Here is a 17,019-nt window from a genome sequence, read left to right as displayed (position 1 = left end):
CCGGCTCAGGGCCGTTCCGGGTTCCAGCCCAGCTCGGTGGACACCGCGCGGGCGGCGGCCGCCGTCGTCCGGCCCAGCTCGTCGAGCCGCTCGCCGATCCGCGCGGTCGGCCCGACGATGTTGAGCACGGCGACGATCCGGCCGCGGAAGTCCCGCACCGGGGCCGCGACCCCGGAGAGGTCCGGTTCGAGCTCGTCGCGGGCCTCGGCCCAGCCCCGCTCGGCGGCCTCGCGGATCGCCCGCCACAGCTGGGGCACCGTCCGGACCCGGCAGCCGGGGTAGTCCGGTGCCAGGTCCTCGACGGTGCCGAAACGCACGTAGAGCTCGTCGGGCGTGGCGTCGGTGAGCAGCGCACGGCCCGCCGAGGTGCAGACGAGCGGCGACCTGCGCCCCTCCCAGCCGGACGTGCGGAACGAGTGCCCGGACACCGTCCGCAGGGTGAGCAGCGCGTCGTCGCGCAGCACGCACAGGTGCGCCGTCTCCTCGGTCTCGACCGCCAGGCGGCGCAGGGCGGGCTCCGTGACCCCGGTCAGCCGGCCGTCGGCGCCGCGCGCGGCCAGCGAGAACAGCCGCCAGCCGAGGCGGTAGACGAGACTGTCGTCGTCGCGCTCGACGAGCCCGGCCTCGGCCAGCGCGCGCAGCGCCCGGGACACCTGGCTCTTCTCCCGGCCGGTCAGCCGGGCCACCTGCGCGACGCCGAGACCGTCGGCGCGCTGCGCCTCGTCCGACGCGAGGGCTTCCAGGAGTGCCACGTCCCGGCTCAGCCCGTAGCTGTTGCGAGGCGCATCGGTCACCCTCCGACCGTACTGGGACGGTGGTCGTCGTTGGCGTGAACGCAACGTGGATTGCGATCCACGGCCCGCGCTGGTCGCTCAGCGGATACTTTCCTACAGTCGTCGGATATCCGGCTCGGAGTGCGGAAGCCCCCGATCGCGCTCCGGGCCGGCACCAGTCGGCGCGAACCCCCCGGACGACATGAAGATCACCGACATCACGCTCGACCGGGTGCGGCTGCCGCTGGACCCGCCGCTGCGCGCGGCCTGGGACCCCCGGCCGCGTACCGCGTTCGACGCCACCATCGTCCGTGTGCACACCGACGACGGGCGCGTCGGCATCGGCTCGGGCGACACGATGGACGGCTTCGACGCCTTCCGCGACGTCTTCGTCGGCGAGGACGCCCTCGCGATCGCCCGGCACGTCCGCGCCCTGGAGACCTGCGCCGTGCACGGCGGTCACTACTGGCCGCTCGAGGCCGCGCTGTGGGACCTGGCGGGCAAGGCAGCCGGTCTGCCCGTCGCCACGCTGTTCGGCGGGACCTACGACCGGGTGCCCGCGTACGCGTCGTTCTGCGTGCCGCGCGCCTCCTCCGAGCGGGTCGAGATCGCCGCGCAGGTGGCGGACGAGGGCTTCCGCGCGGCGAAGATCAGGATCGACCGGAACCGGATCGACGAGGGCGTGGCGACCGTCGCCGCGGTCCGCGGTGCACTCGGCGACGAGTTCACGATCATGGTCGATCTCAACCAGTCCTGGCGGACGGCGGGTGACGTCGCACCGGCCACCGACCTGGCAGCCACCCGTCGGCTGGCGCGCCGGCTCGCGGACCTCGACGTCTTCTGGGTCGAGGAGCCGCTGCCCTACCCCGACACCGACGGGTTCCGGACGCTGCGCGCCGACAACCCGGGGCTGCGGATCGCGGCGGGGGAGATGCAGCACTCGGTGCCGGAGATCCTGCGCTGGATCGACGAGGACGTGCTCGACGTCTACCAGATGGACGTCGTCCTCTCGGTCGGCATGAGCCGCGCCCGGACGCTGGCCGAGCTGGCGATGCTGCGGCACCGCTCCTTCACCCCGCACAGCTGGACCAACGGCATCGGGCTGCTGGCGAACCTGCACGTCGCGGCCGGCGTCGGCGGCGGGCCGTGGTTCGAGGTCCCCTACGACCCGCCGGACTGGACGCCGGCGCGGCGGGACTTCCCGCTGGCGGCGCCCGTCACCGTCGGTCCGGACGGGTGCCTCGCCGTCCCGGATGCGCCGGGGCTCGGCGTCGAGCTCGACGAGGACGCGGTCGCACGGTGGCGGGTCGGCTGAGTTCCGGCACGGCGAACCGGACGTTCCACTCCGCTTGTGCGGCGCGCCCGCCCGCCTGCCGCCGCTGCCCCGAGCCGCGGCTACGCTCGGGTACCTCCTCCCGGGCCCGGGCGGTGCGGCAGCGCAGCCGTCCAGGCGCGGGCACGACCGGAACCCGCCGACCCCCGAGGCCGTTTCTGCGATGACCACCGCCCCCACGGACCAGCGAGGCCACCAGGTGTCCGACACCGCCGACCCGACCAGCGGCGAGACGCTCCTGCAGCGGGTGATCCTTCCCCGCCCCGCCGACCCGTTCGCGGTGCGCGCCCTCTACCTCGACGAGCGCCCCGGGACGACCCTCGCGCCGGTCGACCCGCTGCCGGACGAGAAGAGCCGTCCGCTGTCGCTGACCGTCTCCACCACGGCGGGCCGTCGCACCCGCGTGCAGGACCGGACCAGCGCGACCGTGCCCCCGGCGACCGAGGTGTCGTTCGGTGCCTACTTCAACGCCTTCGCCGCCGGGTACTGGCGCGCCTGGTCGACGCTGACCGCGATCGAGCTGCGGCTGGAGCTGGAGGGCTCGGGCCGCGTCGACGTGTACCGCACCAAGGCCGACGGGTCGCAGATCTTCGTCGGCGGCGAGGTCGTGCAGGGCCGCCGCCGGGTGACCATGGAGCTGGACCTGCGCCCGTTCGAGGACGGCGGCTGGTACTGGTTCGACCTCTCCACCGACGAGGGCGACCTCACGCTGCACGGCGGCGGCTGGCACGCGCCGCACGACGCGCCCGGCCGGGCCGCCGTCGTCGTCGGGATGCCGACGTTCAACCGGCCCGCCGACTGCGTCGCCACCCTGACCGCGCTCGGCTCGGACCCGCAGGTCCTCGACACGATCACCGCGGTCGTCCTGCCGGACCAGGGCACGCGGAAGGTGCGCGACGAGGCCGGGTACGAGCAGGCCGCTGCCGTGCTCGGGGATCGGCTGCGGATCATCGACCAGCCCAACCTCGGCGGCTCCGGCGGCTACGCCCGGATCATGTACGAGGTGCTCCACGGGACCGGCCCGCACGCGGGCGGCATCGACTGCGAGCAGATCCTCTACATGGACGACGACATCCTGCTGGAGCCCGACTCGGTGCTCCGCGCGGTCGCGTTCAGCCGGTTCGCGCGCGAGCCCATGCTGGTCGGCGGGCAGATGCTGTCGCTGCAGGCCCGCTCGCAGCTCTCCACGATGGGCGAGGTCGTCGACCGCAACCAGTTCCTCTGGCGGCCCGCCCCCGAGACCGAGGCGCACCACGACCTCGCCGCGCGCACGCTGCGGCAGACGCCGTGGCTGCACCGCCGCGTCGACGTCGACTACAACGCCTGGTGGATGTGCCTGATCCCGCGCCGCGTCGCGGAGGACCTCGGGCTGCCGCTGCCGCTGTTCATCAAGTGGGACGACGCCGAGTACGGCCTCCGCGCCCGCACCGCCGGCTACCGCACCGCGACCGTCCCCGGCATCGCGATCTGGCACATGTCCTTCATCGAGAAGGACGACTCGTCGGACTGGCAGGCGTACTTCCACTACCGGAACCGCCTGGTCGCCGCGGCGCTGCGCGGCCCGGACGACCCGCGGGCGATGCTGAAGGAGACGTTCAAGCGGACCCTGCGGCACCTGATGCTCATGGAGTACTCGGCGGTCGCGCTGCAGATCAAGGCGTTCACCGACTTCCTCGCAGGGCCCGAGGCGCTGTTCCCGAAGCTGCCGGTGGTGCTCGACGAGATCCGCGCGGTCCGCGCCGAGTACGACGACGGCCGCCCGCTGGACTCCGCCACCGACGTCCCGCTCGCGGAGCTGGACGCGCTCGGCGCCCAGCTGTTCCCGGAGCCGCCGGTCGGGAAGGCCAAGGTCGCGCTCGGGCTGGCCCGCGGCGTCCTGCGGAACCTGAGGTCCCCGGCGCCGGGGCGGCAGGAGCGCCCGCAGCGCAACGTCCCGTGGGCGAACGCGCAGTGGTTCGTCCTCTCGGGTCTCGACTCCGCGACGGTGTCCACACCGGACGGTCGCGGGGTCACCTTCCGGCGTCGTGACCCGCAGATGTTCAAGCGGATGGTCGCCGAGTCGTTCCGGCTGCACCGTGCGGTGGCCGCGGACTGGGAGACGCTGCGCGGCCGCTACCGGGCGGCCGAGCCCACGCTCACCGGCAAGGACGGCTGGAAGCAGATCTTCGAGTGAGCCCGGCGGCGTCCACCCGCCGGCCACTGCTCCTGCTGCTGCTCGGCGGGCTGACCTGCCTGCTCGGGATCGGGGCCGCGCTGGCCCCGGTCGACGCCGACGACCCGGTCGTCAGCTGGCCGCGCGCCGGCGAGGCACCGGCGTCGACGGTGCTGCCGCTGTCGCCGTACCGGCCGCTGGAGTTCACCGCGTCGATCCCGTGCGCGGCCGCCGCGTCGCTCCCGGAGGGCGACGTGCTGCGCACGATGCCCGCGGCCGCCGACGACCCGGTCGCGGCGCCCGGGCTGGTGGCGGGCGTCGCCGGCGGGACGCTCACGATCCGCTCCGGCCCGACCGAGCTGTGGGCCGGGCCCGTCGCCGGCGGCTGCACCCTCGTCGTCACCGCGGGAGCGGACGGGACCGTCGTGACCCGGGACGGGGCGACCGTCGCCGAGCACCCGGAGCTCGCGCCGCCGCAGGTCGCCGAGCTGTCCACCGCCGTCGCGGGACCGGCCGCCGACGGGCTCGGGGTGCAGCTGCACACCGACGCCCGCTACGAGTCGTCGCCGTCCCCGCTCAAGGTCGCGCTGCTGGTCGCGCACCTGCTCGCGCTGGCCGCGACGCTCGCGGTCGCCGTCCGCACCTGGACCGGGACCCGGCGGATCCTCGCCGTGCGGCCCCGGCCCGGGATCGCCGACGCCGTCGTCCTCGTCGTGACGCTGGCCTGGGCCGTGCTCGGCCCGGTCAACATCGACGACTCCTGGTACGCGCTGATGGCCCGCCAGGGCGCGGAGACCGGGACCATCGGCAACGCGATCTACCAGTTCAACGTCACCGAGGCCCCGTTCGCGACGAGCCAGTACCTCCTGCAGCTGTGGGGCGGGATCGCCGGATGGGGCCTGCTCCCGATGCGGGTCGTGCCGGTCGTGCTCGGTCTGGGGACGTGGGTGCTGCTCCGGCTGACGCTGGTCGCGCTCGCCGACCGGGCCGGCACCCGCCCGGTCGTCGTGGCGGCGCTGGCCGTCGCCCACCTGGCCTGGTTCCTGCCCTACGGCATCAGCCTGCGGCCGGAGCCGGCGGGCACGCTCGCCGCCGCCGGGGTCCTGTTCCTCGTCGCGGCCGCGCTGCGGACCGGCGCGGTCGGGCTGCTCGCCCCGGCCACCGCCGTCGCCGTCCTCGGGGTGACGACGGCGCCCGCCGCGGTCGTCGCGGCCGTCCCCCTGCTGCTCGCGCTGCCCCTGGTGTGGTGGCACCTCGTGCACTCCGGGTGGGTCACCCGGTGCGCGACGGTCGCGGTCGCGTTCGCCGCCGCGAGCGTCGTCGTCCCGCTGGGACTGGCCGACCAGACCCTCGCCGACGTCCGCGAGTCCGTCGCCGTGCACCGCTGGTACTACTTCCAGTACTCGTGGTGGCAGGAGCTCGTGCACTACGCCAACCTCCTCGGCCCGGACGACCAGGGCACGTGGGGCCGCCGACTGCCCGTCCTGCTGACCGTCGGGGTGCTGCTGCTCGGCACGGTCCGCCTGGCGACCCGGCGCGGCACCGGCGGGCCGCTGGGCCGGGCGCTCGGGTTCGCCCTCGCGGCCACGGCGCTCGCACTCGTCGCGATCGGCCTGAGCCCCACCAAGTGGGTCAACCACTTCGGTGCCGTCGCCGCCCCCGCCACCCTGCTGCTAGCGATCGCGCTGGCCCGTGGCCCGCTGCCGCGCCGGGCGCCCGCCCGGCTCGTCGCCGTCGGGACGGCGGTGCTCGGGCTCGCGGCGGCGGTGATCTACGCCGGGCCGAACCTGTGGCGACCGCTCGGGGACTGGGGCCAGCCGTTCGGCAACCACTCCGTGGTCGACGCCCCGATCCACCAGCAGGTCCTCGCCCCGCACCTCGGGCCGGTCTACCTCCGCAACCCGGTGCTGTGGCTGCTCGTGGCCGTGGTCGCGCTGTGGTGGGCACACCGCAGGCGGCGCGCCGGACGCGCGTCCGGGACCGGACCGGACGGTGCGGTCCTGCGGACCGCCACCGCCGGCGGCGTCGCGCTCATGCTGCTCGTGTTCGCGCTCGCCCCGGTGCAGCAGGCGCCCGGACCGTCGGTCGCGTCGATGAACCTGGCGTCCCTCGCGGGACGGCCGTGCGGGCTCGCCGACGCCGTCACCGTCACGGTGCCCGACGGCGGACCGCTCGGACCGGCCGCCGGCCCGCCGCAGCTCACCGGCGCCCTGCGCGACGGCCCGCCGCCCGACCGGCCCGCACTCGACGGCCCCGTCTGGCACACCGACGACGCCGGCACCGGCACCCTGGAGACCGGCTGGTTCCCGGTCCCGCAGGACCGGTCACGGCTGCTCGTGCCCGCCACCGGCGACCTCCGATCCGACCAGACCGTGCAGGTCGTGGCCGGCTCCGGCCCGGTCGGTGCGCCGGACGCGACCCACGAGATCACGGCGTCGCTGCCCGGGGAGAAGGTCGCGGACTGGACCGACCTGGAGATCGACCTCGCCGCGGCCGGGGACCTCCCCGGACCGGTCACCCAGGTCCGGCTGGTCGTCACCGACGCCACCGACGGCGCCGACAGCTGGCTCGGGATCGGTGCGCCGGTGCCCGCCCGGGACCGGCCGGCGTCCGACGTCGTCCGCGGGGACCCGGTCTACGCCGACCAGGTCACCGCGCTGCTGTGGCCCTGCGAGGACCAGATCGTCGTGCGGCACGGCATCGCGGAGACCCCGCAGTGGCGGCTCCGCACCGGCGACGACCTCGAGGGCGCCACCGAGGACAACGCGTTCTTCACCGGCAACGGCGGCGCGCTCGCCGGGATCGGGCGGACGGCGACCTTCGACGAGCTGCCCTCGCGGCTCGACCCGCCGCCCGGGCGCGCGATGTTCGCGTGGGGCCACGTCGAGCGGGTCGGGTACGACCACCCGACCGGTGGCTACGACGTGGCCGTCGGGACCGAGCGCCGATGGGGCTGGGAGCGCCTGCCGACCCTGGCGGACAAGGACTACACGGGCCGGGACTTCCTGGGCTGAGTCCGCCCCGCCCCGCCCCGCCCCCTTCCCCGTCCCTTCCCCGGGCGGACTCTCCCGGAGACGCTCACCGGTTCAGCCGGCGCTCGCGCGATCGGATGAGCGCTGACGCAACCGGTGAGCGTCCTGGGGCGTGGCTCGGTACGTCGACGTGACGAGGCGGGGGTCCGGGTGGAGTGGGGGTGGGGCCGGATGGGCCGCGGTGCCGGTTCCGGTGGGCTGGGTCCGTGCTCACCACGAAGACCTGGCGCCGGCTCACCGTCTGGCTGCACGTGCTCACCTCGGTCGGCTGGATGGCGCTCGCCGCGTCGCTCGCCGCGCTGCAGGTGCTCGGCGTCGACCCTGCGGTCCGCGGGCCCGCGCTGCTCGCCGCCCACCATCTCGACGCCGTGCTGCTCGCCCCGCTCGCCGTCGGCTCCGCGCTGACCGGGATGGTGCTCGCGGCGGCGACGCCCTTCGGGTTCTTCCACCACCGCTGGGTCGCGGTGAAGTTCGCGATCACGGTGGCCCAGCTCCACCTGGGGATCGTCGTGCTGTCCGCGCGGCTCGACGCGGCGCACTCCGACCCGGCGGGCACCTCGCGCGCGGGCCTGCTGCCGCTGACCCTGCTGATGGTCGCGGCGATCGCGTTCCAGGCCTGGCTGTCGATCGACAAGCCCTGGGGCCGGACGCGCTGGTCCACCGGGCGGCCGCGACCGGTCACCGGGCCGCGCTGGATGTTCGCGTCGGCGTGCGCGGCCGTCGTCGTCGATCTGGGTCTGGGGTTCGGCCTGGGCCACCCGGCGCCCGTGGCGTCGGTCGTGGTCCTGGTCGTCGTGCTGGTGGGCCGGCCCCGGCCGGGGATCAGTCCTCGTAGAGCCGGGTCCACGTCTCCCGTGCCGTGAGCCGCGGCTCGGCGGCCTTCCAGGTCCGTGCCGCGTCCGGGCCCTCGGTGTACAGCCGGCGGACGGTGTGCACGGCCCGGGTGGCGAGCTCGCGCAGGCGCTCCCGGTCGCGGGTCCGGATCCGCACGCCGGTCTCGGCCATGTCGGTCACGATCGCCCGCTCGAACAGCGCCACGTGCCACCAGTGCGCCTCACCGGCCGGCACCATCCCGGACCGGAACGGCACCCGGCCGGTCGCCTGTAGCACCACACGCTTGAGCCAGGTCCGCACCATCTTCGACGGCTTGTGCCCGGCGAGGTGCACGACGGACTCCCGCGGGTCGAGGCCCGCGTCGGCGATCGGCACGGCGGCCGTCTCGGGGTAGGCGGCCCGGATCCGGCGGATCCGCGCGGCCGCGGCGGCGGAGCCGTCGTCGAGGACGGCGGGACCCTCCAGGAAGTCCTCGACCGCGGTCAGCAGCGTCGCGGCGAGCCCGTACTGCATCGCGACGAGGTACTGGGCGAGCAGCTCGACGACCGTCGACGTCACCGTGCGCCGGTCGAAGCCGGTCCGCAGCGCCGCGGTGATCAGGCCGTTGCGCTGGTTGAAGTAGCGGTGCCACTCGTCCCAGTCCTTCCAGCCGAAGTCGGCGTGCCACACGCCGGCGCCGGGCAGGGAGACGGTGGCGAAGCCGTGCTCGCGGGCGCGGTAGCCGAACTCGACGTCGTCCCACTGGAAGAACAGCGGCAGCGGGTAGCCGATGGCGCGCACGATCGGCGCCGGGATCAGGCAGGACCACCAGCCGTTGTACTCGGTGTCGACGCGGCGCTCCTGCACGATCGGCAGCAGCCGCTCGTCGCGCCCGAGCAGGAAGCCCTCCTCGAGGGCGCCGGGCACCGGGCGGCCGACGCGGAGCTTCTCCGGCTCGGCGTACTCGGCGGTGATGTGCACGTGCCCCGGGTGCAGCAGGTTCAGCATCTGCCCGCCGACGATCGCCGGGTTCGTGGTGCAGGCCGCGAACCCGGTCAGCCGGACGACGATCTCCGGGTCGAGCAGCACGTCGTCGTCCATCAGGAGGACGTCGTGGTCGTCCGCCGGGTCCCCGGCGGTCGCCTCGTACAGGCCGCGGGTGAACCCGCCGGCGCCGCCGAGGTTCGGCTGGCGCTGGTAGACGAGCGTCGCACCGAACGCGTCCGCGACGGCGGCGAACCGGTCCCGGGACTCCAGCGGGTCGCTGCCCTGGTCGACCACCCGCACGAGCTCGACGCGGGCCAGCGCCGCCGGGTCGTCGAGCAGCGCCTGCAGGGTGTTCAGGCAGTCCTCGACGCGGTTGTACGTGCAGATCGTGAGCGAGGTCGGCCGGGGCGGGCGGGGCACGGCCACCGTCCACTCGACGCCGGACACCGCGAGCTCACCGGTGTCGGTGCCGATCTCCAGCCAGAGGCCGCCGCCGTCGAGGAACCGGTCGACCGACCCGGTCAGCTCGACCGCGGTGTCGCCGTCGACGTCGGCCACCTCGACCGCGCGGGCCACCTTGTTGGTGTCCGACGCCATCAGCCAGATCCGGCCGCGGCCGCTCGCCCGCAGCGTCACCCGCACCTCGGGGACGGTCGTCCAGCGCTGCCAGTAGGTGGCGTGCAGCCGCCCCCAGTAGGTGTTCGTGCTGACCAGCGTCGCCGGTGCCAGCTCGATCCGGGCGCGCTCCCGCCGGGCCGCGCCCCGCAGGACCTCCGCGTAGAGGTCCTCCGGGACCAGGGCCGTGGGCCCGGTGAAGTGCCCGCGCTGGACGACGAGCCTGCCGGGCCGCGGCTCGCCGGCCGGGGGTGTGGCCGGTGCGGGATCGCCGTCGCGGGTGGGACGGGCCGTGTCCAGCATGTCTCGCGGTCGCCTCTCGCCGGGATCGGGTCTTCGGTGAAGTCTGCCGCGCCGTCAGCGGGGCAGCGGCGCCGGGTCTCCCGGCGCGTCCCCGATCCGGGCCACCTGCTCCCAGCCCCACATGGTGCGGGTGCCCCGTTCGGTGGGTGCCTGGGTCGCCTGCGGGGAGTACGGCTCGTAGACCCGGAACTGGCCCCAGTCGAAGTCCCACTGGCCCGGCAGGTAGGTCGGCAGCACCCGTTCGGCACCCAGCAGCGCCGTCCAGCCCCGGGGGCCGCCGCCGGATGCCGCGCCCCACTCGTCGCCGACGGACCGCTGCTGGGTGTCGGCCAGCAGGCGGTAGGCCGGCACGTCGGCGATCCCGGCGTTCACGTCGAAGCGCCGCAGGCACGGGTGGACGAACGCGGTCGGCCAGTCCAGGTAACCGGGCCTGCCCCCCACGACATCGGTCAGCGGGGTCAGCTGCGGCACCCGCGGCTGGGCGACGGCGATCCAGGAGTTGGGTCCCAGCCCGTCGTCGGTCGCGACGACGCGCACCCGGTCGGCCTGCGCGGCGTCCCGGCCGGCCAGGTCGAGCCGGACGTCACGCCAGCTGCGGCCGCCCGCGGCGGTGCCCGCGGTGTCGGCGACCGAGGTGACCGTGCCGGTCGAGCCGCTCGGCGAGATCTCGTCGACGATCCGGTCGCCGGAGGCGAACTCCAGGGTCAGCGAGTTGCCGCCACCGACGGTCCCGGCGATGCCGAGGACCAGCGGGGCGCCGCCGTCGCGTGCCGCCTCGGGGAGCGTGTACCAGCCGGACCGGTACTCGCCGGTGTTGTCCGGGTCCGGCGACCAGCTGCCGACGACCGGCCCGCCCTGCGGGCCGGCACCGGTGACGGCCGGCTGCGTCGAGCCCGTGCCGTCGCTGTCGCGCAGCGACCCGGGGCCGGTCGGCGGCAGGCCGTCGCGGGTGAAGCCCTGCTCGACGGGGGGCTCCGCCCCGGCCGGGGCGGGCGCCGGGGCCAGCACGTTGGCGGCCGGGTCGGTCTCCACCTGCAGCCGGCCGGCCAGACCGCACTCCGACCCGGTCGGGTCGGAGACGATGTCGGCACCCAGCGAGTAGGAGCCCACCTGCTTCTCCAGGCCCTTGGCCAGCGACGCGACCTGGAACAGGACCATCAGTGCGCAGATCAGCGCGACCGGTGCGGACCCCAGCCGGACGGCCTGGGCCTGGCCCATCCGCCGCCGTCGCCGCCCGGGGATCGCGACCGGGCGCGGGATCCCGGGGCCGCGCAGGTGCTCGATCACCCCGACGACGAGCGAGATCCCGGCCAGCCCGAGCAGCAGCGTCGTCGCCGAGAACCCGGCCACCGACGGCGGTTTGTCGAACCACGGCACGCCCCAGTTCGAGACGTACCACCAGGTGTTCGGGCCGGTGAAGGCCAGCGCGGTCACCGCGAGCACCGCCGCGAGGAACAGCGCCTGGTTGCGCCGGGACCGCAGTACGCCGGTGCTGGTCGCGAGGGCGGCCAGTGCCGCGACGCCGGCGCCGAGTGCGGCGAACGCACCGAAGTGGTGCGTCCACTTGGTCGGGGTCAGCGCCAGCACGGCGAACGACAGCACGGTGCTGCCCAGCAGGCGCCGCGAGAAGCCGAGCGCGGCGCCGGGGATCCGGCCGCGACGCAGCAGCACCGCACCGGCGACCGCGGTGCACAGCCACAGCAGCAGCACCGGGAAGCGTCGCTGCAGGGAGCCGTCGCGGGACTCGGTGAACAGCAGCTGGTAGCGGGACAGCTCCTCGTACCAGGACAGGTTCGGGCCCAGGTCGGTGCGCACCCGGGTCGCCTCGGCGACCGTCGCCCACGTCTGGTCCCCGAAGATCGCGACCAGGACGATCAGCCCGGCGGCGAGCAGCGGGGCGAGCGTCGGCACCCAGCCCGCCTTCCGGGCGCGCTCGCTGAACAACGCCAGCAACGGCCGGGCGGCCGCCAGGAACGGGGCCAGGGCGATCAGGCCGGTCGGCGTCGCCGCGACGGCGAACGCGGCCGCCACCAGAGCTCCCGCGACCGGCAGCAGGCGGCGCACGACCAGCGCCCGCTCGAGCATCACGAACGACACCAGCGCCGCGATCACGACGACGCTCTCCGGCCGCAGTCCGTTGTCGAAGGGCAGCCAGAAGCAGAGGAACACCGCGGCCGCCGCCCAACCGGCCGAGCGGCTCCGGCGGACCCGGGTCCCGAGCCGCGGCAGCAGCGCCCGGCTGATCAGGAACCAGGACGCGATGCCCATCGCCAGCGCGGGGAGCCGCAGCCACAGCACGGCCTCGGAGACCCCGCTCCACAGCGAGTACAGCTGGTAGAACCAGCCGAACGGCGCCTCGGGCGAGTTGAACCAGCGGTAGTAGTTGCCGACGTAGCCCGCAGCGTCGTTGCCCCGGGAGATCGCCAGGATGTAGCCGTCGTCCGAGGTCATCGAGCCGATCACGGCCCACACCGCGAGGACGGCGACGACGAGGGTGTCGCGGATGCCGTCCCGCCCGCGGAGCCCGACGGCGAGCCGGTGGGTGTGCATGATCCGGCGGCCGTCGCGCTCGTCGAGCCGGCGCAGGTAGTAGAGGCAGCCGAACAGCGTGACGATGGCGATCGCCCCGGCGACGATCTTGAGGACGGAGGCGTCGCTGTCGTAGCGGTTGTCGGCGTCGAACGACACCGACGTGCCGGCGACGGGGTCGAGGCCGCCGTCGAGGGCGGAGTAGACGCCGGTGACCTGGGGACGGGCATCGCCGTCGAAGTCGAGCAGGGTGGTGCCGCCGAGCGTGGCGGTGGTCGCCGCGTCGGTCGAGTCGACCTGGAGGGCGCAGCCGGGGCCGGCCGGCGGGATCGCCTCGGTCGCGACGCGCTGGCCGCGGTTGTCCAGGGTGAGGACACCGTTGTCGACGGCGGCCCGGAGTCCGACGGCCTGCGCGGACGGGGACTGCTCCGGTGCGGTGCTCACCACGGTCGCCGGGCCGGGGGTGCGGTCGTCGAGGCTGCGGATCGCGTCGCAGCCGATGGTGATCCGCAGGGTCTCCGGACGGTAGGCGACCAGCGGCGCGTTCAGCGGCGCCGTGCCGGTCTCCGCCGTCGGCCAGGTAACGGTGGCCGTGTTCTGGACGACGGGGAGGAAGGGGATCGCCAGCGCCAGCACCGCCGAGACCAGCCCGAGCACGGCGGCGAGGACCTGATCTCTGGATCGGGATCCGCGGTCGCCGGACCGGGTCCCGGCCTGATGGGCAGGCTCCGTGTCGGCGGTCAGCACGCGGCCGAGGCTAGACGTGCGCCGGGGATCGTCCGTGACGCCCCCGTCATGCCCGCGCGGGCCGGGATTCGCTCGGCCGGGGTCTCAAGGTCGTGCACAGTCGGTAGCCGTCACTCTAAGTCACGGTATGCGACATTCGGGCCCATTTCGGGGGTCACCGGTGACGGTGACGCGCAATTCTCGTTGGCCCCGTCGTGAGCATCCACGCCCCCGAGCGTTCCGCGGCCGACGGTCCGGCCGCGGTGACGTCAGGCACCCCCGACGTACCGCCCGAGCTGGGCGGGACGGCGTCGGCTGGCGTCCAGGAGGGGCGTGGGGAGGTCGCCGCGCTGACCGGTCTGCGGATCGTCGCGGCGCTCTGGGTGGTCGCGTTCCATTTCCATTTCACCCCGATGCCAGGGGTCGAGATGGTCACCGACTGGCTCGGTCCGCTGGTCACACAGGGTGCCCTCGGGGTGGACCTGTTCTTCGTCCTGAGCGGCTTCGTCATCGCCTGGACGTACCTGGAGCAGCTCGGTCCGCGGCTGCGGGCGCGGGAGGCAGGCCGGTTCGTCTGGGCCCGGGTGGCACGGATGTGGCCGGCCTACGCCGTCGTCTTCCACCTCTTCGGGGTGTGGCTGGTGGCCCGGGCGGTGTTCGGGGACACCGACGAGGTCGCCTACCAGGCCGTGCAGCCGTCGCTGGGCGTCGTGGCGTGGTTCGAGCAACTCGTCGGGATCCAGATGTGGACCGAGCCGTACCTGGACGGGGCGTCCTGGGTCGGGCCGACCTGGTCGATCAGCGCGGAGTGGCTCGCCTACCTTCTGTTCCCGCTGCTCGCGGTGGTGTTCTTCCGCCTGCGGAACCTGCCGTTCGTGGTCCTCGCCGCCGGGTCGCTGCTCTGCGTCGCGCCGCTGGCTGCGGCGTTCGTCGTGGTCGGGTCGCCCTACTACCCGTACAGCTGGCTGGTGCGGATCCTCGGCGGGTTCTCCGCCGGTGTGCTCGCGATGCTGGCGGTGCGCAGGCTGCGCGGCCGGGACGTCGCGTCCGCCGCGTCGTCGGTCGCGACGTTCGCCGCGGTGGCCGTCCCGTTCGTCCTCCTCGCCGGCGCCGCCCACGGCGGCGGGCTGCACGGCACGGCCGTCCTGCTCTTCCCGGTCCTCGTCGGTGCGCTCGCGCTCGCCGACCGCGGACCGGTGCACCACCTGCTCACCCGTGCGCCCGTGGTGCACGGCGGGCGCGTCTCGTACGCGCTCTACCTCGTCCACATCCCCGTGTTCGAGGTCTTCTGGTTCCTGAGCGACTCGGGTGTCGTCCCCGCCGGCGGCGAGACCGGACACCTGATCGCGCTCACCGTCTTCGTGGGGACTCTGCCCGTGGCACACCTGCTCTACACGCTCGTCGAACGTCCGGCCCGTCGCTGGCTGCGCGCGCTGCCCACCCGTCGTACGGCGGCGCCGGCCCGCCCGGACACCGTCGAGCCGCCCGCGGCGCGGGCCGTGCTGCACATCGACTCCGACGCCGCCCGTCGCGACCCGGAGACCTCCGTGCTGCCGGTGATCACCGCGGAGAGCGACGTGGCCGCCACCGAGGCACTGCCGGTCCAGTCCCGCGGGCCGGCCGGCCACACTGTGGACAACCCTGTGGACACCGTGCGTGGACAGCGCCCTGCCCCGGCCGTCGCCCCGCGGCCCCGCCGCGAGCACGCGGCACCGGCCCGGCCGGTGCCGGCGCAGACCACGGACGAGCCCGCCCCGGCCGGGTCGGCCCGCTGGGTGCTCGACCGGCTGGCCGCGGCCCGCTCCGCCGGTGTCGACGGGCCGGGCGACGGTGTCTCCGCGGACCTGGTCGCGGCGGCCCGGCTGCGCAGTGGCGGCCCGGGCACCGGGTCGGCGCTGTTCGCCCCGACCGTCGACGGGCCGGGGGCCGCCGACCGGGTGGAGCGGCTGCGGTCGCTGCAGGCGGCCTCCCGCGCGGGCCGGCCGGACACCACCGGCGCCGCCGGTACCGGCACGACCGCCGGCGACGCGCAGGTCACGGCCGGGCGCGGCGGGGTCGTCCCCGCTCCGCGCGCCATCCGGTCGGCGGCGGCCCTTCCGGGCAGCCGCTCCGGTGCCGAGCACTGCGGTCGCGCCGGTCGCCGCCGGGACGACAGCCACTCCAGCGCCGCGACGCCGATCGTCGCCGCGTCGGGTGCGGCGGCCCGCCGTCGTCGCAAGCGGCCCGCGCACGGGGCCTGACCGGCCCGCACGACCTCCGCTGGGGAGCGGGAGACACCGGCCGTGCCCCGGACCGCCGCCGCGGTCCGGGGCACGGCCGCGTCGGGGGCCGGGGTACGGCGCCGCGACCGGTCGCGACGGGTGAGAATGGCGGCGACCACCGTCGCCGAGACCCCTGTGGACCGATGATCCCCACGACCCCGCCGCGCGACGCCCTGCCGGACCCCACCCCGGCGCCGCCGGACAAGGCGTCCCGCCAGTGGTACCTGCGCCTGGTCCGGCTGTACCTGGGCCGCGGCCCCTACCTGGACGTCGCCGGCGCCGGTGGGCTGCTGCTGGCCGGGCTCGCGCGGTTCGGCCCCGTGTCCGGCCTCGCCGGGTCCGACGAGGAGGCGGCCGCCATGCGCGCGGGCGCCCCCGGCTGCCCGGTCCACCGCCGCGTCGACGACCTGCCCGGCCCGCTGCCGTCGCTCACCGCGGTCGGGGTGCTGGACCGGACACCGGACTCCGCCCTCGGATCCGACACCGGCCCCCGTGGCTGGTTCCGGGCGCTCGAGCCGGGCGGCCACGTCCTCGTCGTCGCGACCGACGCGGAGGGCCGCGGACGGGAGCTCACCGGGGCCCGCTGGGTGCCGCCGCGCGTCCCGCGCGGGCACGTACGGATCCGGGAGATCCTCGTCACGCACGGGTTCGAGATCGTCCGCGAGGGATCGGACGGCCTGACCGGAGGTCCCTACGGCGGCGTCCCCGCCCTGCTCGACCCGCGTACCGCGCCGGCCCGTGCGCAGCGCTCGTCGGGGCGGCTGACCCTCGACGCGGGAGCCGGCGAGCACGCCGTCCTGGTGGCCCGCAGGCCGGGGTGAGGTGTGCGGGGCAGGATGCGGGTATGACCGACGTTCTGGACCTGGGCCCCGACGAACTGCTGACCACCACCCGCTCGGTGCGCAAGCGCCTCGACCTGGACCGGCCGGTCCCGATGGACGTGGTCCGGGAGAGCCTCGAGGTCGCGTTGCAGGCCCCGAGCGGGTCGAACCAGCAGGGGTGGCACTGGCTGGTGATCACCGACCCGGAGAAGCGCAAGGCGGTCGGCGAGTACTACCGGCAGGCCTTCATGGCCTACCGGAACTCCTCGGCGTACCCGACCAACAGGACCTCGGGCGACGCCGACCGGGACGCCACCCAGAACCGCGTCGCGGACAGCGCGCTGTACCTCGCGGAGCGGATGAGCGACGTCCCGGTCCTGGTCATCGGCGCGCTGAAGGCCTCGGCTGACCTGCCGGCGAGCAACCAGGCCGGGCTGTGGGGCTCGCTGCTGCCCGCCGCGTGGAGCCTGCAGATCGCGCTGCGCGCCCGCGGGCTGGGCAGCGCCTGGACCACCCTGCACCTGCAGTACGAGAAGGAGATCTCCGAGCTGCTCGGTGTGCCGGCGGACGTCCGCCAGGGCGTGCTGCTGCCCGTCGCGTACTACACCGGCGACACCTTCAAGCCCGCGAAGCGGCAGCCCCTGGACACGGTCCTGCACGTCGACGGCTGGTGA

General features: G+C 75.2%; 10 protein-coding genes. 7 read left to right on the top strand and 3 right to left on the bottom strand.

Annotation, left to right across the window (positions count from 1 at the left end; all coding sequences use genetic code 11):
- Nucleotides 1-5 precede the first annotated feature (5 nt).
- Nucleotides 6-794, bottom strand: a complete 789-nt coding sequence (locus tag PP1_RS16035; RefSeq protein ID WP_010232748.1) for an IclR family transcriptional regulator — start codon at nucleotides 792-794, stop codon at nucleotides 6-8.
- 181 nt (nucleotides 795-975) lie between these two features.
- Here PP1_RS16035 and PP1_RS16030 point away from each other — a divergent pair, with 181 nt between their 5' ends.
- The 4 genes from PP1_RS16030 to PP1_RS16015 all read left to right on the top strand — a co-directional run bounded on the left by PP1_RS16030 (nucleotide 976) and on the right by PP1_RS16015 (nucleotide 8,153).
- On the top strand, nucleotides 976-2,088 hold the full coding sequence (locus PP1_RS16030; RefSeq protein ID WP_010232751.1) for a mandelate racemase/muconate lactonizing enzyme family protein: 1,113 nt from the start codon (nucleotides 976-978) through the stop codon (nucleotides 2,086-2,088).
- A 181-nt stretch (nucleotides 2,089-2,269) separates the two neighbouring features.
- Nucleotides 2,270-4,279, top strand: coding sequence for a glycosyltransferase (locus PP1_RS16025; RefSeq protein ID WP_010232752.1), 2,010 nt, complete (start codon nucleotides 2,270-2,272; stop codon nucleotides 4,277-4,279).
- Entirely contained in the window at nucleotides 4,276-7,272 is a 2,997-nt protein-coding gene (locus PP1_RS16020) for an arabinosyltransferase domain-containing protein (RefSeq protein WP_075313899.1), read from the top strand. Before PP1_RS16025 ends, PP1_RS16020 begins: the two co-directional genes overlap by 4 nt.
- 224 nt (nucleotides 7,273-7,496) lie before the next feature.
- Complete coding sequence (locus tag PP1_RS16015) at nucleotides 7,497-8,153, top strand: hypothetical protein (RefSeq protein ID WP_010226750.1); 657 nt, start codon at nucleotides 7,497-7,499, stop codon at nucleotides 8,151-8,153.
- Here PP1_RS16015 and PP1_RS16010 read toward each other — a convergent pair.
- Nucleotides 8,113-10,008: a glycosyltransferase gene (locus tag PP1_RS16010; RefSeq protein ID WP_010226751.1), complete on the bottom strand. Its 1,896-nt coding sequence runs from the start codon at nucleotides 10,006-10,008 to the stop codon at nucleotides 8,113-8,115. The genes PP1_RS16015 and PP1_RS16010 overlap by 41 nt on opposite strands.
- Nucleotides 10,009-10,062: 54 nt before the next feature.
- Complete coding sequence (locus PP1_RS16005) at nucleotides 10,063-13,284, bottom strand: arabinosyltransferase domain-containing protein (RefSeq protein ID WP_075313900.1); 3,222 nt, start codon at nucleotides 13,282-13,284, stop codon at nucleotides 10,063-10,065.
- A 194-nt stretch (nucleotides 13,285-13,478) separates the two neighbouring features.
- On the opposite strand from PP1_RS16005, the gene PP1_RS16000 reads away from it, so the two are divergent.
- The 3 genes from PP1_RS16000 to PP1_RS15990 all read left to right on the top strand — a co-directional run bounded on the left by PP1_RS16000 (nucleotide 13,479) and on the right by PP1_RS15990 (nucleotide 17,019).
- Nucleotides 13,479-15,503, top strand: a complete 2,025-nt coding sequence (locus PP1_RS16000; protein WP_075313901.1) for an acyltransferase — start codon at nucleotides 13,479-13,481, stop codon at nucleotides 15,501-15,503.
- 164 nt (nucleotides 15,504-15,667) lie between these two features.
- Nucleotides 15,668-16,345: a hypothetical protein gene (locus PP1_RS15995; RefSeq protein WP_075313902.1), complete on the top strand. Its 678-nt coding sequence runs from the start codon at nucleotides 15,668-15,670 to the stop codon at nucleotides 16,343-16,345.
- A gap of 23 nt (nucleotides 16,346-16,368) precedes the next feature.
- Complete coding sequence (locus PP1_RS15990; protein ID WP_010243855.1) at nucleotides 16,369-17,019, top strand: nitroreductase family protein; 651 nt, start codon at nucleotides 16,369-16,371, stop codon at nucleotides 17,017-17,019.

The sequence above is a fragment of the Pseudonocardia sp. P1 genome, from assembly GCF_000178675.2.
In the GTDB taxonomy this organism is placed as follows: Bacteria; Actinomycetota; Actinomycetes; order Mycobacteriales; family Pseudonocardiaceae; genus Pseudonocardia.
The sequence above is the reverse complement of the archived record's forward strand: the minus strand, read 5'-3'. Positions and strand labels throughout refer to the sequence as shown.

Coding starts and splice junctions, on each gene's coding strand:
- PP1_RS16030 (WP_010232751.1), top strand. CDS start 976: ATGAAGATCACCGACATCACGCTCGACCGGGTGCGGCTGCCGCTGGAC.
- PP1_RS15990 (WP_010243855.1), top strand. CDS start 16,369: ATGACCGACGTTCTGGACCTGGGCCCCGACGAACTGCTGACCACCACC.
- PP1_RS15995 (WP_075313902.1), top strand. CDS start 15,668: ATGATCCCCACGACCCCGCCGCGCGACGCCCTGCCGGACCCCACCCCG.
- PP1_RS16025 (WP_010232752.1), top strand. CDS start 2,270: ATGACCACCGCCCCCACGGACCAGCGAGGCCACCAGGTGTCCGACACC.
- PP1_RS16010 (WP_010226751.1), bottom strand. CDS start 10,008: ATGCTGGACACGGCCCGTCCCACCCGCGACGGCGATCCCGCACCGGCC.